Annotated in this window: 18 protein-coding genes and 7 pseudogenes; 6 read left to right on the plus strand and 19 right to left on the minus strand. The window is 55.1% G+C overall.

All coding sequences use genetic code 11. The annotated features are described in order from the left end of the window. Positions 1–433: 433 nt before the first annotated feature. Entirely contained in the window at positions 434–2,083 is a 1,650-nt protein-coding gene (locus P1K88_RS18115) for a transposase (protein ID WP_276414198.1), read from the minus strand. A 77-nt stretch (positions 2,084–2,160) separates the two neighbouring features. On the opposite strand from P1K88_RS18115, the pseudogene P1K88_RS18550 reads away from it, so the two are divergent. Beyond that, positions 2,161–2,322, plus strand: a pseudogene (locus P1K88_RS18550) (transposase); the annotation flags it as partial. Positions 2,323–2,630: 308 nt separating this feature from the next. Further along, a complete protein-coding gene (locus tag P1K88_RS18120) occupies positions 2,631–3,893 on the plus strand; it encodes an RNA-guided endonuclease InsQ/TnpB family protein (protein ID WP_276414199.1) in 1,263 nt (420 codons plus the stop codon). Position 3,894: 1 nt separating this feature from the next. Here P1K88_RS18120 and P1K88_RS18615 read toward each other — a convergent pair whose 3' ends face one another. Next, positions 3,895–4,065, minus strand: coding sequence for a hypothetical protein (locus tag P1K88_RS18615; protein WP_473092256.1), 171 nt, complete (start codon positions 4,063–4,065; stop codon positions 3,895–3,897). Continuing rightward, complete coding sequence (locus P1K88_RS18125) at positions 4,066–4,377, minus strand: DUF8065 family protein (protein WP_276414200.1); 312 nt, start codon at positions 4,375–4,377, stop codon at positions 4,066–4,068. It lies immediately after the preceding gene. Positions 4,378–4,589: 212 nt separating this feature from the next. On the opposite strand from P1K88_RS18125, the gene P1K88_RS18130 reads away from it, so the two are divergent. From P1K88_RS18130 to P1K88_RS18140, 3 genes and pseudogenes are all read left to right on the plus strand, one after another. Next, positions 4,590–4,958: a UPF0175 family protein gene (locus P1K88_RS18130; RefSeq protein WP_004966860.1), complete on the plus strand. Its 369-nt coding sequence runs from the start codon at positions 4,590–4,592 to the stop codon at positions 4,956–4,958. Next, positions 4,955–5,468, plus strand: a pseudogene (locus P1K88_RS18135) (PIN domain-containing protein). The gene P1K88_RS18130 and the pseudogene P1K88_RS18135 overlap by 4 nt, the downstream one beginning before the upstream one ends. A gap of 80 nt (positions 5,469–5,548) precedes the next feature. Then, positions 5,549–5,932 (plus strand): annotated as a pseudogene (locus P1K88_RS18140) (transposase); the annotation flags it as partial. Positions 5,933–6,312: 380 nt separating this feature from the next. Here P1K88_RS18140 and P1K88_RS18145 read toward each other — a convergent pair. The 15 genes and pseudogenes from P1K88_RS18145 to P1K88_RS18215 form a co-directional block, all read right to left on the minus strand. Then, positions 6,313–6,639 (minus strand): annotated as a pseudogene (locus P1K88_RS18145) (site-specific integrase); the annotation flags it as partial. After that, on the minus strand, positions 6,636–7,094 hold the full coding sequence (locus tag P1K88_RS18150; RefSeq protein WP_276414201.1) for a hypothetical protein: 459 nt from the start codon (positions 7,092–7,094) through the stop codon (positions 6,636–6,638). The pseudogene P1K88_RS18145 and the gene P1K88_RS18150, both read right to left, overlap by 4 nt. Before the next feature lie 3 nt (positions 7,095–7,097). Next, on the minus strand, positions 7,098–7,637 hold the full coding sequence (locus tag P1K88_RS18155; protein ID WP_276414202.1) for a DUF7342 family protein: 540 nt from the start codon (positions 7,635–7,637) through the stop codon (positions 7,098–7,100). A 70-nt stretch (positions 7,638–7,707) separates the two neighbouring features. Beyond that, positions 7,708–8,236: pseudogene (locus P1K88_RS18160) on the minus strand (PIN domain-containing protein). Next, a complete protein-coding gene (locus P1K88_RS18165) occupies positions 8,233–8,769 on the minus strand; it encodes a DUF7437 domain-containing protein (protein ID WP_276414203.1) in 537 nt (178 codons plus the stop codon). Before P1K88_RS18165 ends, P1K88_RS18160 begins: the two are co-directional and overlap by 4 nt. 498 nt (positions 8,770–9,267) lie before the next feature. Further along, positions 9,268–9,810, minus strand: a complete 543-nt coding sequence (locus P1K88_RS18170; protein ID WP_276414204.1) for a hypothetical protein — start codon at positions 9,808–9,810, stop codon at positions 9,268–9,270. A 48-nt stretch (positions 9,811–9,858) separates the two neighbouring features. After that, the gene (locus tag P1K88_RS18175) at positions 9,859–10,365 is read right to left on the minus strand and encodes a hypothetical protein (protein ID WP_276414205.1); all 507 of its coding nucleotides are present in this window, start codon (positions 10,363–10,365) and stop codon (positions 9,859–9,861) included. A gap of 44 nt (positions 10,366–10,409) precedes the next feature. After that, the gene (locus P1K88_RS18180) at positions 10,410–11,060 is read right to left on the minus strand and encodes a transposase (RefSeq protein WP_276414206.1); all 651 of its coding nucleotides are present in this window, start codon (positions 11,058–11,060) and stop codon (positions 10,410–10,412) included. Between the two features lie 161 nt (positions 11,061–11,221). Then, positions 11,222–11,622: pseudogene (locus P1K88_RS18185) on the minus strand (DUF7970 domain-containing protein). After that, positions 11,615–12,553, minus strand: coding sequence for a ParA family protein (locus tag P1K88_RS18190; protein ID WP_276414208.1), 939 nt, complete (start codon positions 12,551–12,553; stop codon positions 11,615–11,617). Before P1K88_RS18190 ends, P1K88_RS18185 begins: the two are co-directional and overlap by 8 nt. A 692-nt stretch (positions 12,554–13,245) precedes the next feature. Continuing rightward, positions 13,246–14,225 (minus strand): annotated as a pseudogene (locus tag P1K88_RS18195) (GDP-L-fucose synthase family protein). Next, positions 14,222–15,283 (minus strand): GDP-mannose 4,6-dehydratase, encoded by a 1,062-nt coding sequence (locus tag P1K88_RS18200; protein ID WP_276414209.1) that lies wholly within the window; start codon positions 15,281–15,283, stop codon positions 14,222–14,224. Before P1K88_RS18200 ends, P1K88_RS18195 begins: the two are co-directional and overlap by 4 nt. 126 nt (positions 15,284–15,409) lie before the next feature. Continuing rightward, positions 15,410–16,555, minus strand: coding sequence for a glycosyltransferase (locus P1K88_RS18205; RefSeq protein WP_276414210.1), 1,146 nt, complete (start codon positions 16,553–16,555; stop codon positions 15,410–15,412). A gap of 10 nt (positions 16,556–16,565) precedes the next feature. Further along, positions 16,566–17,882 carry a sulfatase gene (locus P1K88_RS18210; protein ID WP_276414211.1) on the minus strand — a complete coding sequence of 439 codons (1,317 nt, stop codon included), beginning with the start codon at positions 17,880–17,882 and terminating at the stop codon, positions 16,566–16,568. A gap of 485 nt (positions 17,883–18,367) precedes the next feature. Further along, the gene (locus P1K88_RS18215; protein ID WP_276414212.1) at positions 18,368–18,574 is read right to left on the minus strand and encodes a hypothetical protein; all 207 of its coding nucleotides are present in this window, start codon (positions 18,572–18,574) and stop codon (positions 18,368–18,370) included. 68 nt (positions 18,575–18,642) lie between these two features. Here P1K88_RS18215 and P1K88_RS18220 point away from each other — a divergent pair, with 68 nt between their 5' ends. Next, entirely contained in the window at positions 18,643–19,656 is a 1,014-nt protein-coding gene (locus P1K88_RS18220; RefSeq protein WP_276414213.1) for a sulfatase-like hydrolase/transferase, read from the plus strand. Between the two features lie 576 nt (positions 19,657–20,232). On the opposite strand, the gene P1K88_RS18555 is transcribed toward P1K88_RS18220, so the two are convergent. Continuing rightward, positions 20,233–20,643: a serine O-acetyltransferase gene (locus tag P1K88_RS18555; protein ID WP_379786819.1), complete on the minus strand. Its 411-nt coding sequence runs from the start codon at positions 20,641–20,643 to the stop codon at positions 20,233–20,235. Between the last annotated feature and the right edge of the window lie 135 nt (positions 20,644–20,778).

Here is a 20,778-nt window from a genome sequence, read left to right on the forward strand (position 1 = left end):
TCGTCATTGACATTCTCCCACCCCTAAAGAGTGAGCTTCCGCTTGCTACCATCTTCGCCTATACAATTTTTCGAGGAGAATCCCGCCGTTTACAGTAGTTGCCGATTCAAATCACAGAGCGCTCGCCGAGATACGACGAGAATGTTGAACTCCGGCTTGAGCTGGTTGTTCGAGCAGTGATGCGGGTAGGCGGTGATGGACGAGACGAGAAATTCATGGCGACCGTCAGTCTCGCCAGTACGGAGGGGCGTGTTGACCCGGGCGCTAGGCAGGTGTTCGGAATGTGCATGAACAACTGATGAGCAGCGGTGAATTTCGGCAACAGGCCACAACAATAATGTCGATCTGTCGTCCGTTCGGTCGAACAGCGAACTGATCCGTCAATTTCGACTGATATTGCGGCGAAAATAGCCAGATTGCGTAGAGATATCTCTCACGAGTCGGCGTTCCGCCCGGCGGAACGCCACGTCACAGGCATCTCCTTGCGCACGATATTCAGGAACGTTCGTGCAGGCACGCGCGGCTTCAACCGCTGTTCAATATCGAGGCTGATCTGTACCAGCAAGTCAACGACTAACCACATATCGTAGAGAATCACCGCAAATCCGAAGTAAAACACCCTCACAGCCGTGTTCCGTGATGTTGTCCACGCCAGGAAATCTTTGATCGACTTGTAGCTGTTCTCAATTCCCCACCTGCGGGCGTACCGCCCTATGATGCGGCGGGTACGCCCGCGTGCTGCTTTCGTACCATCGCTCACCTGGAGATTCGTCACGAACATCACCGTCGTATCTTCCTTCCGAGTTGAGGGAACCCCGACCAGGGTCGGGGTGACCGTCACAGATTCGCCTCCACTCGTCTTCTCCATCTCGTGGGATTGCTTGACTGCTACTTCGTGATCCATGGCGGCGACAAACCGATCAACGCGGTTGTCCGATGACTTTCGGATCAAGTAGGAGAGACGCTTCTCTTCAAGCGCGTTGATGACGCCGATGCCGTCAAATTCGGCATCGGCATACACCGTTCCAAGCGAGACATGATCACTCGCTATGTCAAGAAGTTTCTCAACGAGGACGCTCCGAGGGATGTAGCCGCGCAGCGGCCGCATCCCGAGCGTGAATTTCACTTCCTCACCAACGACCGAAATCGTCGCCATCTTGTAACACCACGAGTAGGACTTGCTCGGTGGAGCGCCGGTACTCATCTGGAACTCATCACGGTCACCGTAGTATGCGACGTAGGTGATGTCGATCGCCACGTCGGCGTGGCGATCTATCGAATAGTACTGCTCAGCAGCCCATACCATCTCACCAATCGCACCGTTGACCATCGACGCGATCTCCATCGCGTCGAGTTGCTTGATGTACTGGAGATGCGTATCACCAGCAGGACCACCAGCCTCACGGGTCGTTTCTTCGTCGAACATTTGGCTCCCTTGGTTGGCAGCTGTTCCAGTTAGCCCGAGGTAACTCTGGAGATCGAGGAACGCAGTATCGGCATACTGCGTTCCCTCCTTGGGACGGTCAAGATCGATCGCAGGGAAGACAATCTGACAGAGTGCATCCGTCACGTCCTTGGCTTTCTCGGTGACGTAGCGACGCTCCGTCCGGTTCGAAGAGTTGCTTTTGTCGGTTGGTTCGAGTGCACGCATTCCGAGCGGATTGCCCATGTCGTGGGCAACCGCGAGGATACGCTGTGCGGACTGTGTGATGAACGACTTGAGCCGGTCAGTGAAGCGATCACGCCATGCGCGGCCGAGCGTCGTTCGGCCTGGGGCCATCTTGTCTGGAGCGAACTGGTTGGGGTCGAAGCCGAGCGTGCTGGCACGCTCGGCGTCGGCGAGATACTCGTACAGTTCCGTGGTGGCGAATCCCGCGAGTTCCTTGCAGTAGAACGCCCGTATCATCGGACGATACTCGTATTGAGCGTCCCATTCGTTTGCAGCCGTGCCAGAGATGGGTGTATCGCTGAACGTCAATCCGCAGACAGCGGTCAAGAGATCGGTGTCTTTGTGTATCAATTCGGCAGCTTGGCGTTCGAGCCGCCTGATGGCCGGCTCGAACTCGGATGTCTTCTGTGACATCCTTTCAACACTGGTGAGCCGCTCCGGTTAGCCGCCCGTCTCATGCACAGAATCTGTCGTTCCGAACTCCTGATTAGCCGACGTTCTCGGTCCGATTGTTCTACTTCCTGTTCGCGGTCTCTCTGTACAACCTGTGGGTGTTGGCGAACGTCCTTCTCTCGAGTGGAACGATTCCGAAGAAACCGCCCCTCTCGACCCGAATCTTCCGGCTTTTCGTCCTCCCAACGGACTACGGCTAGCGGCTGAGTCACACCGACCGGGACGACCGGTCAGAACACCCCAACTGAGTGGCAACGCTCGGGACCGCCGCCGAGCGGCGGCGGTCCCCCGATCTTCCGGTTCTGTTCTGTGAGTTTCCGTTTTGGAATCGCCTCAACTGAGCTGTCGGAGGAAACTACCCTCTTCCGGCCTCGATTTGATTCGGCGTCTACTGTTCACGGCGGGGATGAAGCCGACAACTGGGGACCACGCCACGCTGGGAGCCACGGCTGGATATTCCACGGAGTGACGCCCAACTTTTATATAAGCAAACAGACCATGCTTACATATGGCGGATCGGGTCGTCACACGGACACTCAAAGCGAGTGTGACGAATCACTCGCAAGTCGCTGAGGACCTCGATTCGCATGGCTTCGCTGCCAGTAAACTGTGGAACGTCGGCCGGTGGATGATCTCGCGCGTCTGGAATGCTATTGACCACATTCCAGACGCCGATGAACTCTGTTCGTACCTCAAAGACCACGACCGCTATGCGGATTTGCACTCACAATCCAGTCAACGAGTTCTTCAGGAACTCGGTGAAGCGTTCGTCTCGTGGTATGAACAGGACGATCCAGACGCGAACCCACCCGGCTACCGCAAACATGGCGACGAACGCCCACGCTCGACCGTGACGTGGAAGAATCAGGGCTTCAAACTCGATACGCAGTACAACCGTGTTCGGCTTTCCAAAGGCACGAACATGAAGGAATCCCGGTACGCCGCAGACTATATCCTCTGCGAATACACGCTCCAGACAGACGACCAGACGCTCGACGCTGTCGAGAGCGTCCAGACCGTGCGTGCTGTCTGGAACGGGGATGCGTGGGAGCTCCACTTCGTCTGCAAGATGCGGATTGAGACGCCCGAAACACCCGGCGAGAGAACCGCAGGTATCGACCTCGGCATCTGCAACACTGCGGCCGTCTCTCTCGGTGACGAGACACTCCTGTATCCGGGCAACGCTCTGAAAGAAGACGCACACTACTTCCGCCGCGAGGAATACGAGACGGAAGGAGCTGATGGCCCGAGCGATAAAGCAGAGTGGGCGCGGCAGACGAAATCCCGGCGACAGGACCACTTCCTGCACGCCCTCTCAAAAGACATCGTAGAACAGTGTGCTGACCGTGACGTGGGAACGATAGCGGTGGGCCACCCGAAGAACATCCGCGACGATGAAGATTGGGGACGGCACGGGAACAAGCGGTTGCACGACTGGGCGTTCGAGGCGCTGCTCAGCCACATCGAGTACAAGGCCCAAGAACGCGGCATCGACGTCGAGCGTGTCGATGAAGCAGCGCTGAAAACGTCGAAAACGTGCTGCGAGTGTGGGACTGAAGCCGACTCGAATCGTGTCGAGCGCGGCTTGTACATCTGTGAGAATTGTGATCTGCTCGCTAATAGTGACCTGAACGCGGCGGAGAATATGCGATCGACGGTAACTCCGAGTCCTGCGAAGGATAGGAGTAACGGCTGCTTGGCACAGCCATCGGTACGCCTGTTCGACAAATCAACGGGGCGAGTCGTCCCACAAGAACAGGTCGTCCCGTAGGCTAGAATATCCCAACGTGGGAATCCTCGCGCTTCAGCGCGGGGAGGATGTCAAAGACGTTCGTCGTCGTGAGACCGACGTGTTTCGTTATTTGAGTCCACAAGGAGCTATTCGCAACAGCGATCAGCGTGTCCGTGTCGACGAGGATCGGATACCGTGTATCGGTAGCCATTTAGACGAGGTAGTCACTGGTGTCGTCAGTGGCAGCCTCACGGAAGGCGTCAATATCCTCTTCGAGGAAGTCAAGTTCGTCACCGAGAAGCACCCGAGCAGCGTCCTCAGAGAGGTCACCTGCCGAATAGCGCTCGTAAATCGCGATTTTGTCGTCGTCCGTCATCGATCGTCGAAGCATCTCAGTTAGCCCCTCACGTGCGAGTTCGCTGATATTGATGCCGCCCAGATGGACGGAATCCAGTTCGGTTGCCGCTTCTTTGAGCGGGCCAGCACGGAATTTTATCGTATCGTCGAGCGATTCCTGACTCATAACAGGAGATACACGGGCCGGTTTGATAAGTTGTTCCCCTGTGTGTGAACACTTGGGTACAGAAATCAAGGATTGGGAGGTTTGTTCGACTCTCCTCACGACCAGATCTGCGTTCCGTCACACGGCACAGTAGTTGAGGCCGGTCATCTCAATGCATATGGCAGTCTGGCGCAGTTCATAAATAGTATGAAGTCGTAGTCTTGGAGAGAACGATGGCACGAATTACCGGTTCCTACCCAGATGACCTCGACCTCCTCATTGAGGGTGCTGTCGAGGCTGGTGTCTTCGGGGGCAAGAGCGATGCGTTGCGCGAGTTCGTGCGTGAATACTTCGAGGACCACGAGAACGAACGGATTGCAGCTGCGGTCGCCCTCTACGAACGCGAGCGGATCACACTCGGTGATGCTGCGAGACTCGCTGCTGTCGACCGCTGGACGATGCGTGACATCCTCCGTGAGCACGGTGTTGAACTTCGCCTCGGGCTCGTTGACGAAGACGACGCAGCCTACGAGGTAGAGGCAGCACGCGAACTCGAATTCGATGATGAGGACTCGTCTGATGAGGAGCCACGTGCTAAATGACAGGTAACGATCTCCCAGCGAACCCAAGCGTCTTGAACACGACTGTTCTCTCGAATTTTGCGTACATCGATCAGCTGTGGATAGTTACTGACCTTTCTGGAATCTGTACGGTACCAGCCGTTCGTGAGGCTCGAAAACGGCGTCGATAATCACCCATATCTCCAGGAAGCACTCGATACGCTTGATGACGAAATCCAAGTTGCGACGATTTCGGATACTGTCGCAAACAGAGAAGCCGTTGTTGGTGGACATCTCGACCCCGGGGAAGCACAGGCGTTCGCCCTCGCCGACGCACACGACGGTCGACTGCTGACAGACGACGGCGATGCCCGGTCGTTTGCGAAAGACCAGGGCGTGACCGTTGTCGGGTCGGTTGGGGTTCTGTTGGCTGCAATCGATGCTGGGAAGATCGATGAAGCCACTGCTGACGAGTGGCTATCGACGTGGATCGATGAGATCGGCTACTACGTCCCGTATCGGACGATCTCGGAGTTCGAAACGCCTGATTAGTGTGACCGTGAACACATCTATCTCGCAACGGTCTGTCGAAGAGAACGAGTTCTTGGCTGTGAAATGTCCAGTGTCTCGCAGTGGCACCAACCAGTGAGTCTCGCCGGAGTGTCTTTCGTCGGATCGCTCGGAAATCGCACGTCGAGTGGCCGGCGTACGACTCGACCCCGTTGTATGACCGGAGTTCGCTAACTGGACTGGAGTCGGACCTTCGTACTGTGTCGGAAGCGTGGTTCGATCACGACGCCCATACCCCCGTTGAGCTGTCCGTCTGTACGGTTCCGCTGGCCTACTTTCGATTCGATCCTCACGATCGCTACGCGAATTCGACACGCTACGAGATGAACACGCTCTTTCGCCTGTTCGTGCTGAAAGAACTCCACGGGTGGGACCACGAGACAGCACTCGTTGAGTACCTCAAACATCGATCTGTTATCGGTGAGCAACTGGGTATCGAATCGATTCGATCAGTCGACGAAAATCATTAGGAAGCACTACGACCCACGAACCAAACGTCAGCGTAAGGAAGACCGTTCACAGTCAGTTAGAGACGCGTGGTCAGGGTGAGGGATGTAGACCGATTCCTCAGGCAGATAGGGACGCTGCTGTTCCACCTTCTCACGCTCTGTCTGTTGATCGTAATGACGGTCCACGACATTCATACAATCACTGACAACACGCTCAGGCGTACCGGACTGCAAATGGTACGTGATTGATCCACGGCGAATCGAATGTGGACTCAGCGCTGACGTACAGCTGTAGGCATACTCAGTCGGCCGTGCATCACAGGTCCCGATATCATGGTCGTGGGGAATCGATTGGTGCACGACAGCAGGCAGAATCAGCCAAAGCACGCTGAGATATACGCGTTGTAGGTCTGAACCGAGGTCTGTTTGAGTCCCCGATCTCCGGCGAGGTGTCGAGCGTATTCCCGGAAGACACGCTCGTCGAGATCCTCGAAGGTGGGGTCGCGGTCAAGATTGCTGGGGACGATCCCGGTCCAGTCGTTGTCACCCCGGTCGCCGGCGGCCCACTCGGCGAACCGCTCAAGCTCGCGAGCGGCGTTTCGTCGATAGTTCCCGCCGTCGCCACCGCGGCCTTTCCCCTTATCATGCAGATAGCGCTCGAAGGAACTCGTAAGTGACTGATTCTCGCGTTCTTTCGGTATCATGAGTCCTCGTTCGCGCACTGTATATTCGGACGGACATCCTCGAGGAGTGCTTCGACAATCTCCCAAAGGATCAGCGAAGGAGTCTCGTGTTCAAACGTGATACCCCATCGGTCCTCGTCGTCGACGGCGGAGTACTGGAAATGCGTCCTCCCGAGATTGGGATGGTCCTCGTCTTGGTGCCAGCCAGCGTGAAAACCCGTGTTTGGGTTGGTGTAGTTGACCCGGAACCAATCGTGTGGCTCCTGTCGATACCACTTGATGGACAGTTCCGGCGATTCAGGCCCTGTCGAAGGATCGAGACGGGCTGGATCAAACCGTGCCTGCAGCTGCTTGGCCTCGATATCATCAGGAACGAACTCGACCGCCGTAATCTGTGGCACACGGCCGAGGACGTCTCGCTTCATCTGGGCACAGAGGTTTGCGTTTGGGTCACTACCTGGACGCGGGACCGACATCCGTCAGCTGCTGGCCTCAGCGGGCTCTGTTGTCGGAGTGAGGAAATCCCATTCACGGATGGCGAAGCCGACGATTTCGATGCGCCGTTGGAGGTGTTCCCACTCGCGTGCAATCTCACGGCGACGGCTTTCTTCGTCGGCGTCGAGAGACTCTTCGGCGAGCGTTCCGCGAAGGTGGTTTGGCGACTCGACGTCAAATTCACCCTCCCAATCGCGAATCTGCGCCTTCATATCGGCGAGACGGTCCGTGAGTTCCTCAACAGTGTGTCCGCTGTCTCGAAGCCGCATCGCCTCTTGCATCGCTTGGCGTCGGTAATCTGGGTAGTACGTCGTATGAGTACCGCTTTCGTCACAATGGAGGATGCCATCATCGACGAGCCGTTCGAGGACACGCTTGGTCGGCTCGTGTGACCAGCCCGCTTCGGAGGCGATCCAGTTGGCTGTCCGCGGCTCCGACAGCTGCCGGGCGGTCATCCTCACCCGGTCTTCACCCGTGGTCTGGCGCTCCATCAGATCCCTGGAGTTCGATTCGTCTTCGGTCATACGTTACCGTTCACGCTGTATCTCGATATAGATTGAGGTCTTTCGCTCTATATCGGATTACAGGAGGTGGTCACCGGAATTCGTCGGCTGTGAGCGTTTCGAGATACGCGACGCTGACGTACCGAAATTCGAGACAGTCACTGAAGCCGTGCTGTGAAAGGAGCGTTTCTGCCGCCTGCCCCGCCGGTTTGTCGGTCGTCAAGAGAACAACGTGGTCGGCCACCTCTGTGTCGAGGACCTGGGCCGCAAGTCCAACGAGCGCCGTGTCGAGCTTTCTCGATGACGTCTTCGTCGCGGTCGGTTTCGTTGGCGATGAAACGACGTGCCTTGTCCATCACCGTCGAAACGAGTGGATTGGTGTAGTCGAGTTCGTTGGCGACGACAATCCATCCCTCCTCGAATCCATCGGGATAGGGAATATTCCCTGAGGGATACTCGTCTGCTGCCGGATCGCCCCCAAGCTCTTCGTAGACGCGCTGCGGGACACGCAACGAGACACCTGCTTGTCGAAGTGCCCGACGAAGTCGTTGAAACTTGTCCTTGTCCGAGCCGCCACACCGTACAAAGACGCCGGTATCGGCGATGTAGACGGTTGTCATGCAGCCGCGTCGGCGTACTCGGTCGCAACCGGCTCCAGCGCTTGGAGAATAATCTCTGCTTCCAGCGGTGAGAGATCGAGTTCCCGGGCCGCAATCCGATGGTTGACCGTTCCGTCAACGAACTCGTAAGCGTATTCAAGCGCGACGGCGAGACCGTCGAGGCCATGGCGCTCGATGTAGACATCGATGTCTTCGTCCTCTTCGCGGCGAGCAACGGCTGCGATTAGTCCTGGCGTAATCGTTTGCGTTTCGCCGTCCGTCGAGAGCGTGAGTGCAATCGACTCGGCATCGTATTCGTACGGGCGCTGCTCACGGGCTTTCTCCACTAAGCCAGCGGTTTCGAGATTTTGAACGTAGTCGTAAGCGGTCCCCTGTGGGATGCCGAGTTCGGTGACCATCCCGGAAACAGTCACTGGGCCGTGTTGCAAGATGTAGGCGTACAACCGAGCGAGTGTCGGCGTTTCGAGGAGGTCGACGACCGTCTGAAGCTGCTGAATCGGTGGTCGGCCCGACCGGGACGGTGATTTCGCCATCTCTATTACGAATTATGGGTAATTCATAATAAGACTTCCGTCGAGGAAGCGGACCTCGAGATCATTCCGAGATTCGAAACCGGAAGACGCTTCCAGCGGCTTTACCCTGGGGAAGCGCCGTTCTGAGTCGATTGCGGCATTCGTGCTTACCCGACAGCGGCGGGGTACTCCAAACTGGTTGTGATTACTCGACTAATCATGACCATACGCGTATTCACTCGAAGTGCCGAATTCTGGCGTATTAACTTCTAGAAACGAGATATCCTTGTGTGTAAACTATATATTGCTATATCAATGCTAATCTGTGGCGCTGCGAATGCCGCCGAATCCGTGCACGAGAACCACCTCTCTCGGTGGAAGTCGGGCCAGTGTACCAGCTGATCAAGAAGTTACGACCGCTACTCAGCGGTGGTGAGTAGCGGTCGGACAGGAGAGACCGGGCAAATCAGTCGACTTTGACAGTGATGCCTCTCACGAAGGGCTGCCACGGACCGGGATTTACAGCAATGCGCTCACCTCCCGGCGAAGGAATGCACGAAACCGCGGGGCCGTCACCCGCGGTTTCGTGCGAAACTCCACGACATCGATCAATGTCTGGACCAAAAAGTCCACCAGCAACCACAGATCGTATAACAGTACCGCGAATCCGAAGTGAAACAGCCGAATCGAGAAGTTCGTCGAGGTGGTCCACGGTGCGAACTCCTTGATCTTGCTGTAGGCGGTTTCGATGCCACCTCGACGGCTGTAGCGGTTGATCTGTTTCTTCGCCCACCGCCGATCGAGACCAATCTCGTCGTTGACGTCGAGATTGGTCGCAAACACCTGCGGCTCTTCGCGGTCCTCGTCTGGCGGGAGACCGACGAGCGTTGTCTCGGTGCTACTCTTCGTCCCACCGTGTTTCACCGGCCCGTATACAGCGTGGTCGTGTTTGACTGTCACCTGCTTGTTGCCGTCTACGTCCTCGTTCATGCGCGCGATGAACCGCTTGACGCGGTCATCGCGCCGTGCCGGGATTACGTAGAAGATCTCTCGCTGTTCCAACGTCGAGAATACGTCGGTCGCGTAGAACTCACGATCGGCGTACAGCCGTCATATACGGATCCGACAGACATCGTTGACGTGATCGACGAGTCGGCGAACGACGTCGCCGACTCGGTAACTCTTGTCTTTGCCAGGGTACGCATCGGAATCGTGGTAGTCAGCGTGGCCGACTGGGAGCATTCCGGCCGCGAAGTGAACGTTGTCCCCGACAACGTTCGCGGTCGCAAACTTGTAGCACCAGTCGTAGGATTTGTCCTCAGGAGCACCCTGCACACGAACGAGTTCCTCGCGCTCTCCGTAGAAGGCGACGTAGGTGATGTCGATTGACAGCATGACCGGTGTCTCGAACTCCAGACGGGGCTTGGCCCGCGTCAAGACGCGGGCCGCGCCCTGGTTGACCATCTCAGCGATGTCCGTCGGAGAAAGGTCTTTGATCGCCTCCAGCAGTGTTTCGCCACTCGGTCCGTCCTCGTAGAAGGGGTCGTCGAGAGCCGGATCTGGGTTGACGAAATCACCATAGGTCTCGGCACCGCCGTTGGCGGCGGTGCCTGTCACTCCGAGACAGGCCTCCAGGGTTAGCAGTTCTTCGTCATCGTAGGCTAGATCGTCGGGCCGATCGAGCCGAATGCAGGTAACACGACTGTCTGGAGTTCGTCCAGCAGGTCCCTGGTTTTCCGGCGAAGGAGACGATTGACGGTGCGCTTCGAGGAGCCTGTCGGCTCCTCCGAAGCGTTGGTTTCGTACGGTGCTCCGATTGGACTACCGCGCTCAGCGGCCAACTGCTGGATCTGACGAGCACTCGTCTCGATCGTCGAGCGCAGTTCGGCAAGCCGTCCGCTCCAGGCGCGTGAGATCGCACTCCGTGAGGGGGGATTGTCTGGTTCGAAGCCCAGATTAGCGGCAAGTTCGGGGTCAGCATCGAGCGTCCGATGGAGCCAGCCATCGGACGCGTCTTCCAACTCCTGCAAGAGGAGTGCCCCAACCATCGCCGCGAACGGCTTGGCGGGACGCCAGTCGGGGACGGGATCTTCGTGGGTGTAGCGGTCGTACTCGAGTTGGGTGACGAGGTCGGCCGCGACGGTCGTCTCGTCGACGACCACCGCGGCCTGCTCTGTCAACGGTAGTTTCCCGATCGAGAGCGGATCGATATTTTCTCGATGCTCGTCGACTGATTGTCGGTCGCGGCTGTCATCAGCAGCCGCAACCGGATCTGACCGGTTTGTCACATCGGGGGACAACTTGTCCCCCACCGGTCACTTCACCGATCACAATCCCGTGCACGGGTTCTGTCATTCGCAGCGCCACTAATCTGAGGTCTTGACTTAGCTCGCCATACAAAGCGGAGAATCCAGCCACTTTGGGCCCGATGTTTAGACGATTCTGAAATAGATATCTATTTTAGAATAGCTTACTATCTATTCGATTCTGGAGAAGCAGATTTTCGAGCTGTTCGAACCGTTCACTCACTTCTTCCACTAGGTCTTCTTCCACGACTGTCCGCAAGAGGGCATCGGTCATCTCCCGGACTACGATGTTCTGGTAGCCCTGCTGGTTGAGCTCGCGTTCCAGTTCGTACTTCAGCCAGGAATCGAAGTCCTCTATCGTTGTCTTCCGGGCGTAGAAGGGACGCTGTTTGGCGGCTTCGTAGCTAAACGCAGTATCGGTCATCGGATCCCGTCGTTCGACCGGTTCCTTAGAAGCCGTTTCCTCGGTTGTCCCTGATTCAGGTGCCTCATCCATGTCCTGTGGTTCGTCGTCCGGTGAATCCTCTAGCGTCTCTCCAAGATCGGCGAACGGATCATCCTCAGTCATGGCGGACCACCTTCCCTGCCTTGACAATGTGTGCTAATTCGTCGAAACACTTCAACTGGTCACAGTCTGGATCGTAGTCCAGAAGTGGTTTGCGCTCTCCGTAGGCCTTCGTAATGCTAGTACGGTCCCGAATGCCTGGTGAGGGTTTGAGGTCGCCGGCGTCGACGGCCTCCCAGTCCGTGATTCGTGCGAAATTTGGGATGCGGTCTTGGAGGCTATCATGGGAGTTGAGCCGTTCGAGCAGCTGCCGATCTTGGGTCTGCTGGTCGATACGACCGCTCAGCATATTCGGAACCAGCGCAAGGACGTCGACGTCCATATGCTGACGGAGTGGTGAAATCTGTCGTTCGATGGTTCGTTCAAGACCGGCCATCGCCTCGTTACCGGGTGCGAGGGGAAGGACCAGGTTCGCCGTCGCGACCAGCGCGTTATCTGTGAGTCGGGACCGGTAGGCCGGCGAATCTGTGACGATGTAATCGTATGTGTCCCCGAGAAGTGGATCGACGACTTCCCGCTTGAGCAGCGCAGAGGGTTGGAACACGTCACCAACGACGATCTCCCGCTCTACCTGTTCTAAGTCTTCACTCGAAGGAAGGATATCGAACTCGTAGCCGGTATCATAGACGACAGAAGTTGGGTCGGCATCATGGAAGAAGACGTCGCCGATTGTCTCCTCCGTGTTGTGATATTGATCGTCAAACCCTAAACCGACGGACGCGTGGCCGTTCGGGTCGAGGTCGATGAGGAGAACATTGTGGGCTTGTGCAGCCAACTGGCGTGCCAAATTGACTGCAACCGTTGATTTGCCCACGCCCCCCTTCAGCATACAGACCGAAACAGCACGGTTGTTCCCGTCGGTACGTACCGAGTTGTATGGGACATTTGGGCTTTTTGTAGTATCTATTCTATTCACGCTATTTGGCCCACTCATACTATTCACCAATATCTCCCCTCTCGGCTTAATTCTATGGTAAATAGTTTGAATAGCATTCTATTTTATATATTTAATATATTTTTGAATAGCCTTCTATTTTGGAGTAGATGGGTAGAAGAGCCGAACGCAGGATCAGGAAATAAGCCCAATATTGAGCCGTCCAGACTCGATAAGTCGGAGGATTGGACCCCTCGAAAGCTTCGAAATGGAGAGACTCAGTAGCACCGTATAATCCGAATAAAGTGAGGTGATCTGCTCGCTAACGCCGAACCGATATCGCTCACCTATTCAAACACAAACGGCTCTAAATTGCTCAAAATTGAGTTCTTTCGTCGATCTTCGAACCTCCTTGAGTTCAGACGCAAACCATTGGGGACGTAGTTTATCCCGCTAGTATCGCCCATTCCGACATTATATCGGGGTGATCGTAGGCGCCCAAAGAGGGCTCAATAGTAACATCGGCGCCTACAATCTGATGGATGGTCCCTCGGAACCGCTCTCTTTTTGACCCAGTCACCTGAGACAGACCACTCGCCAGTGGCTGGCTCGTAAGTCCGCTTCGTCAGCACCACGGCATCGTCGGCCAGGACGACCAAACTGAGACCATTGGAACCGAGCAGACAACAGTCTACCAGTCCTCTGGTGGAATGTAGCCTGGATTACCAGGGGGTTTGTCGCCGTTGCCAGAGTTACCCATTGAGTTGTACACCTCCGGCTGGATGTTGATCTCGGACAGACTCGTACCAGTTAATTGTCTCTTGGAGACCCTCTTCGAAATCGATCTTGGCATCCCAGTCGAAATACTCCTTGGCGCGACTGATGTCCAGTTTCCGTCGAGGCTGTCCGTCCGGTTTCGAGGTATCCCACTCGATGTCACCCTCGAAATCCGTCAGCTCCGCGATGGTCTCGACGAGATCACGGATACTGACTTCCGCACCACTCCCGAGGTTGACCGGTTCGCTCCGGTCAAGTTCTTCGGTTGCGTTGAGGATGCCACGTGCGGCGTCAGTCACGTAGAGGAACTCACGCGTCGGCTCACCGGATCCCCAGGCGGTGATTGAATCGTCGCCGCGATCTCGGGCCTCTATGCACTTGCGGATAATAGCTGGGATAACGTGGGCAGATTCGAGGTCGAAATCGTCACGAGGCCCGTATAGGTTCACCGGCATTAGATAGATACTATTAAAGTCGTACTGCTTCCGGTAGGCCTTCGACTGAGTGAGCAGGGCCTTCTTTGCGATGCCGTAGGGAGCGTTGGTTTCCTCCGGATAGCCGTCGAAGAGATCCTCCTCAGAAAATGGCACCTCCGTGTGATTCGGATACGAACAGATCGTTCCTAAGATGGTAAATTTCTCGACGTCGAACTGCCGGGCCATCTCCATGAGTTCGATACCCATAACGGCATTGTCGTAGAAGTAACGTCCTGGATTCTTTCGGTTCGCGCCGATGCCGCCAACGGTTGCCGCGAGATGAATAACAGTGTCGAGCCGGATTTGACGAATGCCTGGCGAATTGCAGCCCGCTCACGGAGGTCGTACTCGTCGCTTCGGGGGATGAATACATCAACATCGTCGGAGCGCGTGCGCAGTTCCTCCACTAGGTGGCTGCCAAGAAAGCCACTGCCACCAGTCACCATCACTGACCGGCCGTCCCAGAAGTCGTGGATCATCGCCAGTCCACCCGACCGTACCACGACGGTTTGTTGTTCGCGTACCAGTCAATGGTCTCTCGAATGCCCTCACGCCAGGAGACTTGCGGCTCCCAGCCGGTTTTCTCGTGGAGTTTCTCGTAGCCGACCAGCAACTCTTCGACGTCACTGTCACCGGGGCGATACCGGTCCTCGTCCTGGACGATGTCTGGACGTTCCCAGTAATCGTGTTCGTTGCCTACGTCGAGGATGGTCTCGGTCCACTCACGCATTGAGATGTTCTCACCGTAGCCGTAGACGTACTGCTCACCAGGGTTACCACCGAGTGCGACGTGGAGATGCCCACGAACACCGTCGCTGACGTAACACATGTCCCGCTTTGGCTGGAGGTTCCCAAGTTCGACGATGTCCCGCTCTAGCGCCTGCGTGATGATTGTACCCGTGATGTAGCGAGGGTTCTGTCTGGGGCCGTAGTTGTTGAACATCCGCGTCGTGACCGCCGGCAATCCGTACGCGTCGTTGTAGTTCATCGTGAGGAAGTCAGCGGCGAGTTTCGACGTGGCGTAGATGCTCGTGGGGTTGACCGGCGACCGCTCGCTGAGGAGGACGCGGCCGTCGTCTTCGTAGTCATGTTTCTCAGTCATCTCCTCTTTGACGTTCCCGTATTCCTCGCTCGTGCCTGCGGTGTCGAACTTCGCGATGTCGAGGTCAAGGTCGACAATGGTCTGGAGGAGATTGAGTGTTCCAGTGACGTTGGTGTCGACAGTCTCGTAGGGGCGGTCCCACGACTCGCCAACGTGGGCCTGTGCCCCGAGGTGAAACACAAGCGTTTCGGTGTGGTCGGTAAACGTCGAGAGAGCATGGTGGACGGAGGTTTTGTCCCTGAGGTCACCACGGTGGACGGTAATATCATCCATCAGATGGCGGATATTGTTGAGCTCGCCACTGGAAGTGGCCCGAACGAAAACGTGGACGTCGGCACCGTGTTCAACGAGGGTATCGGTCAGATGAGAGCCGACGAACCCATCTGCACCTGTAACGAAAACCGGCCGCTCCGAGAGTTCAGATTCAACGTTCATACCAGTAGCAATACGTATTTATCCGCTTGATATTGTTCTTACTATCGAATAGCCGACGCTAACAAAGTTCCAGGACTGATTGGCGTCGGTGCTGGCTTAAACGTCTACTGGCATCGGTAAACAGCATTATTCGGTCGGGGATGCGGCAAGAATATTTTCATACGCGGCGGCAATAGTGTCGATTCTCGTCTCGCGGTCGAACATTGTTTTCACACGTGTCGCAGCGTTCGCCCCAAGCTCCGCACGGTATTCGGGGTCAGAGAGGAGTCGATCCAGTGCCTTCGCTAGGGCCGACGAGTTCCGTGGCGGCACGGTTATTCCCGTTTTGCCGTCCTGGCTGACCCACGGCACGCCTGTCGGAAGACTCGTATTGACGACCGGCATCCCGTACGCCATCGCCTCCAACTGTACGATTCCGAACGCTTCACTTGCTTCAACCGACGGGAGGGCGAAGACGTCAGCCGTGTTGTAACAGTAGTGGAGCTTTTCCTCAGAGACGTGGCCCAGAAACGTAACGCGGTCGGTCAGCCCGTGGTCTCGGACACGTGCTTCGAGTTCGTCCCGGCGTTCGCCGTCACCGATGATCAAGAGTGTCGCGTCAATATCGCGCATGGCGTCGATGAGATACTCGGTTCCCTTGTAGTAGTTGAGGCGCCCGACGAATAGCACCCGCTTGCCTGGTTTGCCTGGGAGGTCATAACTCGCCCCCTCGTACTGACCGAACTTCGACGTCTCAATAGACAAGGGAACCACCCTACACTTGTGTTCATATTGCTTGAGGAACTCGGAGTTACCAATCATATTTGGGGAGGTCGCGAAGATACAGTCGACACGATCCAGAAACGTGTGTAGAAGCGGAGCGTACAGTTTGAGTTCCAGTGCTTGCCGGACGATATCGCTATGATACGTGACGACCGTTGGAACGTCCCGCGGTGCCGCGAGTAGGTGAGAGATGACGCCGATCGGGTTTGGGACGTGGTGGTGAATCAGGTCTGCAACCGTCGCCTCCTGCCTAAAACGAACCGGAAACGTGGGAGCGAGCGGGACCGAGCGAAACGTGCCGAGACTCGTGGTCCGACAGACCGAAATGCCATTTACCCTGTCCTCTTGGCCTCGCCCTTGCGACTGGGCGGCCAGCACCCGTACATCGTATCCGTGCTCGAATAAACCCTCGGCGGTCGCTTTGACTGTCTGTTCAACCCCACCGATATGAGGCGAGTAGAACTTATTGACTTGGAGGATTCTGGGCCGTTCCGCACTAGATCCCGTCATGCGTCGGGACTCACTTGTAGCCCAGGTCACGAAGCCGTTGTGAGACAGCTTCACTCTCGATTTCTTCGCCGGCTGTTACTCGGGCGTTTTGAATTGAGTCGTTGTGCTCTCTGATCTGGTCATCGAAGTGCGCACGAACGTCCGGTGCGTCGTCGCTTACATCCCTTTTCGGGTCGTCCGACTGCCGGTCGTAGAGTCCGCTCGTCTGTACATGGTCTTCGTCGTCCAGTTCGATCCGATAATTGTATCTGGCTGACCGAGCGGCGACCCGCCGTGTGTCCCTAGCATCGTTCTCCCCGCGACACTCCGCGATACCGACGGGTGCTACATCGGTGTACTCGCTACTCTCTCTCGGGAGCGCTTCACCAGAAAAGGTCGGCGGAACCGAACAGCCCGAACAGTTCAGTATCGTTGGGCCGATGTCAAGGTTCTCAACCGGCTGGTCCACTCGCTGGTCCGCTGGATATCCACCGCCAAGCACGAATAGTGGTACGTGAATCAATTCTTCATAAGGGTGGCGGGGATGGCCGTAAACATCGTGTTGACCGAATGCCTCGCCGTGGTCGGCGGCGACGATGACGAGCGCGTCTGACAGCAACCCGCGGTCTGCGAGTCCGTCAATAAACTCGCCAATCATCGCGTCCGTATACCGTATCTCGGCGTCGTAGAGGTCGACCAGCAGTTCGCGATCTTCTGCGTTGAGTGACGAGGGGTTGTCGACCATCTGTCGCCAAAGCCGTTTGGCTGACCGCTTCCCGATAGATTTGTCTGTGAAGTGTGATTGGAACGATGCCGGAGGCTGATACGGACCGTGTGGGTCCATATAATGGACCCAACAGAATCGGGGACGGTTCGGTTCCGAGTCGAGCCATTCAAGTGCCCGTTCGTTCAGGTCACCAGCACGAGTATACGGTTCGGTCCGAAAATGATTCACGACGCGATGGAAGAACGTCACAAGACGATTCTGTGCGAGTGACAGAGAATCGTCGAACACGTCGAATCCCTTATCGAACTCGTATGCACGGGATAGATACGGATTCGAGTGGAACCCAGCAGTCGTAAATCCGCTGTCAGATAGAACCGTAGCGATAGTTTCGCGATCGTCCGGTACTGGACCAATATCGGGAAGCTGGGATGGATATTGTGAGAAGAACAACGACGGCATCGACTCCCGTGTATGGGAACTCTGGGCGACGGCGTTCGTGTACAAAGTACCCCGGCGGCGGAGTTCGTCCAATCGAGGTGTGGTGTTCCGGTCGTATCCGAGACAGCCCATGTGTCCGGCAGTGAGTGAGTCCACGGTGAGAAGAACAACAGGATCCACCATCTACTCGTGATGTTGACGATTTCCTGTATTGTGCTTTTTCATTTCATTGGATTCTAATTCCAGGAGTCTGTGCCGGCATAATTACGCCTGACTGTTGAAACACCAAACTCAAATATATTTGAATCTGGGGACAGACACCCGTTCCGTGATGGGTTCCTCCAAGGGATCCAACAGCAACTGGACGACGAACTCGGATGGCGGAAGGAGTACCGGACGAACGGCGTGGGATTGCCGCCAGAGTACGGAGATGTCATCGGTTGACCGCCTCGCTTCGGCGAAGCGAGACTGTCCGAGAGCGATAGCTCCGGTTGCTTATGTCCGATATCGACAGTAGCTTCCAGTCGCCTGATCTATCGTTCCCAACTGATTCCTGCCAACCGCTATGAGGGCCCTATTATAGCGCTTGCTGCGTGAACTGCGGCGATACTACTTGATCTTTACCGATAGAACGGACATCTAGCGACTATACGCGCCTACATCTAAGCTTAGAGATATCCGAGGTCCCGAAGGCGTTCCTCGATGTCTGGTTCTGAGTCAATTTCGACCCGCTCACGTTGAACGATTGGTTTTACTTTCTCCGCGATCTCCGAGAGAAGCTGGTTGATATATTCACCGGTCGGCATGTCTTTTTGTCCCGCACGTTCTGCTAGAACAGTATAAACGGCTTCCTCTACTTCGACTCTTTCTCCCATGACTGATACTCTTTACTCGAAACTTATAATTCGAACTGCTTTTGATGGTCTCTCTATTTGCTTAATCAATGACTAGGAAGAATATTGTACTCGCTGTGGCTGACACGATGTCGGCATTCCACCTTCCATACTACGGCTATAATCGTGAGACTGCACCATTCATCTCAGAACTTATAAAAAAGAGCTGGGTTGCGGATTCGGGTTACGCGAATGCGCCGTTTACTGGTCCGTCCCATGCCTCCATTTTCACGGGCAATTTGCCACATGAACATAATTTCACCACCGAAACAATGTACCTGACTGGATGTGACCTCCTTACGCAATTGCAACACCAAGGATACGAGACTATGGGTATCACAAACAACTCCTTCATCACTCCGGAGTTTGGTTTTACCGGATGGGACAAACATACCGAGATCGAAGATTTTGAGAAGTTTGTCGGCTATCCTGCACTTCAGGCCCTCTTCAAATCTGATGGTCAGCCGTCTCCATCTGAACAAATAAAAACGCTGGTCAGAGAAGCGTGGTGGAAACGTGACTTCATTTCCCTTGAAAAAGCAACCAGGCTAAAATTAGGGAAAAATCCCTTGTCGCCTTTCCCCGACGCGGGTGCTAGAGTAACCATCAAGAGGGCTAAACAATGGATGCAACAAACCGATAATCCGTTCTTCCTTTACCTGAATTTTATGGAGACACATATGCCGTACGACCCGCCAGATGAATTTGCTACTGAATTCGTATCTGATCCAGTCAAGGCTAAACGAAAACTGGCTGACGGCTACCGGATCGGTAGGAATAGAAAGAGTTTTCGGTGGGAAGAGAAAGACGATGATACAATCAGAGCAGCGCGCGCTCTGTATGACTCTTCAATCCGGTATCTCGATTCTCAACTGAAGCTACTTTGGGAATGGATTCAGACCAACAAACAGGACACTATTTTCATTCTCATTAGCGACCATGGGGAACTTATTGGGGAACACGGTATGCAGGGCCACCAGTGTGGTATTTGGGAAAAGCTACTCCGTGTCCCGATTATTATTCACGAACCCGGCGTTCCAGCCAAACTGAATCAAATAACGTAGCGCTTCGGGATTTGTATGGGTTTCTGACGAATGGACTAAACGTAAACGATCTCGGCAAAAGGCGAGTATTTGCAGAATATTATGGCTACGGAAAATTGCTTGCAAATGAAGACGTTAATTTTAATCAGTATCAGGAATCCGAGCACAAATATCTCCACAACCGGGCGAAAGCAGTAATTGATGGGGCAACCGGAGTTATCCTGCAATCCCACCTAAACAATCAAAAATTCCAATTAGGTTTTAATTCTGAACGACTCAACGACGAAATAAGCTATTCATCCCTCCAAAATTGTTATAAGGCGATTGCAAACGAATTCAGCATCGTAGACATGACTGAACTTTCACTGTGACTGTTTGTGATCTGTTACGGGACTAATTGACGGATGAGCCGTCAACCGATCGCTCTGAGCTCGCTTCGTCGCCAACTAGTGCATGTAACAAGATTCGCAGCCAGATGATAATTGAATAATAATTATATTTTCGGCTACAGGGCGCATCCACCCTTTGGAGTTGGAACTAGCAGAGAATGCCAAGGCTGAGGGAGCGGAGTAGGGATTCAAGCCACTAAGGACTTCACTATTGCTTGCTCACGACTTCTGCTGGGGATCCGGCGATTACCACCCCCTCAGGAACATCAGACAATACTACCGAGTTAGCCCCGATTACTACCCCATCTCCGATTTCAATATCACCGAGGATAACTGCTCCACTGCCAATAAAAACTCGATCTCCGATTTTTGGTGATTGCGTATCTGATGGATTCTTCACTCCAATAGTAACATTCTGGAGTATCGTGCAATTTTCCCCAATTGGGCTCCCTGTTCCGATTACGATACCTATCGGATGTGGAAATGATGTTGATCGTGGCAAACGTTTCGATGACCAACAAGAAAATAGATAACGAAGATCTTTGGCGACGAATACCGTATTATATAGACCGTAGTATAGCCACTGGAAGTGGCGAACGAACACACTCTTAATACCCATTCTGGTACCGCTGATTTCGCTCGGAACTATATCAATGTGTTGGGGATGCCTTTGTAGCTAGCTCTACTAATTTCGGTCGTTTCCATCGTTCCCGAGCAATGACTGAATCTGAGAGCTGTGACGGCTGAGAACGTC

The sequence above is a fragment of the Haloarcula halobia genome (assembly GCF_029338255.1).
Lineage (GTDB): Archaea > Halobacteriota > Halobacteria > Halobacteriales > Haloarculaceae > Haloarcula > Haloarcula halobia.

Bases quoted from the DNA above. Each gene is read 5' to 3' on its own strand.
- P1K88_RS18210 (WP_276414211.1), bottom strand. From the start codon at position 17,882: ATGGTGGATCCTGTTGTTCTTCTCACCGTGGACTCACTCACTGCCGGA.
- P1K88_RS18120 (WP_276414199.1), top strand. From the start codon at position 2,631: ATGGCGGATCGGGTCGTCACACGGACACTCAAAGCGAGTGTGACGAAT.
- P1K88_RS18215 (WP_276414212.1), bottom strand. From the start codon at position 18,574: ATGGGAGAAAGAGTCGAAGTAGAGGAAGCCGTTTATACTGTTCTAGCA.
- P1K88_RS18125 (WP_276414200.1), bottom strand. From the start codon at position 4,377: ATGAGTCAGGAATCGCTCGACGATACGATAAAATTCCGTGCTGGCCCG.
- P1K88_RS18220 (WP_276414213.1), top strand. From the start codon at position 18,643: ATGACTAGGAAGAATATTGTACTCGCTGTGGCTGACACGATGTCGGCA.
- P1K88_RS18555 (WP_379786819.1), bottom strand. From the start codon at position 20,643: ATGGGTATTAAGAGTGTGTTCGTTCGCCACTTCCAGTGGCTATACTAC.
- P1K88_RS18615 (WP_473092256.1), bottom strand. From the start codon at position 4,065: ATGGCTACCGATACACGGTATCCGATCCTCGTCGACACGGACACGCTG.
- P1K88_RS18190 (WP_276414208.1), bottom strand. From the start codon at position 12,553: ATGAGTGGGCCAAATAGCGTGAATAGAATAGATACTACAAAAAGCCCA.
- P1K88_RS18205 (WP_276414210.1), bottom strand. From the start codon at position 16,555: ATGACGGGATCTAGTGCGGAACGGCCCAGAATCCTCCAAGTCAATAAG.
- P1K88_RS18165 (WP_276414203.1), bottom strand. From the start codon at position 8,769: ATGGCGAAATCACCGTCCCGGTCGGGCCGACCACCGATTCAGCAGCTT.
- P1K88_RS18150 (WP_276414201.1), bottom strand. From the start codon at position 7,094: ATGTCGGTCCCGCGTCCAGGTAGTGACCCAAACGCAAACCTCTGTGCC.
- P1K88_RS18115 (WP_276414198.1), bottom strand. From the start codon at position 2,083: ATGTCACAGAAGACATCCGAGTTCGAGCCGGCCATCAGGCGGCTCGAA.
- P1K88_RS18130 (WP_004966860.1), top strand. From the start codon at position 4,590: ATGGCACGAATTACCGGTTCCTACCCAGATGACCTCGACCTCCTCATT.
- P1K88_RS18155 (WP_276414202.1), bottom strand. From the start codon at position 7,637: ATGACCGAAGACGAATCGAACTCCAGGGATCTGATGGAGCGCCAGACC.
- P1K88_RS18200 (WP_276414209.1), bottom strand. From the start codon at position 15,283: ATGAACGTTGAATCTGAACTCTCGGAGCGGCCGGTTTTCGTTACAGGT.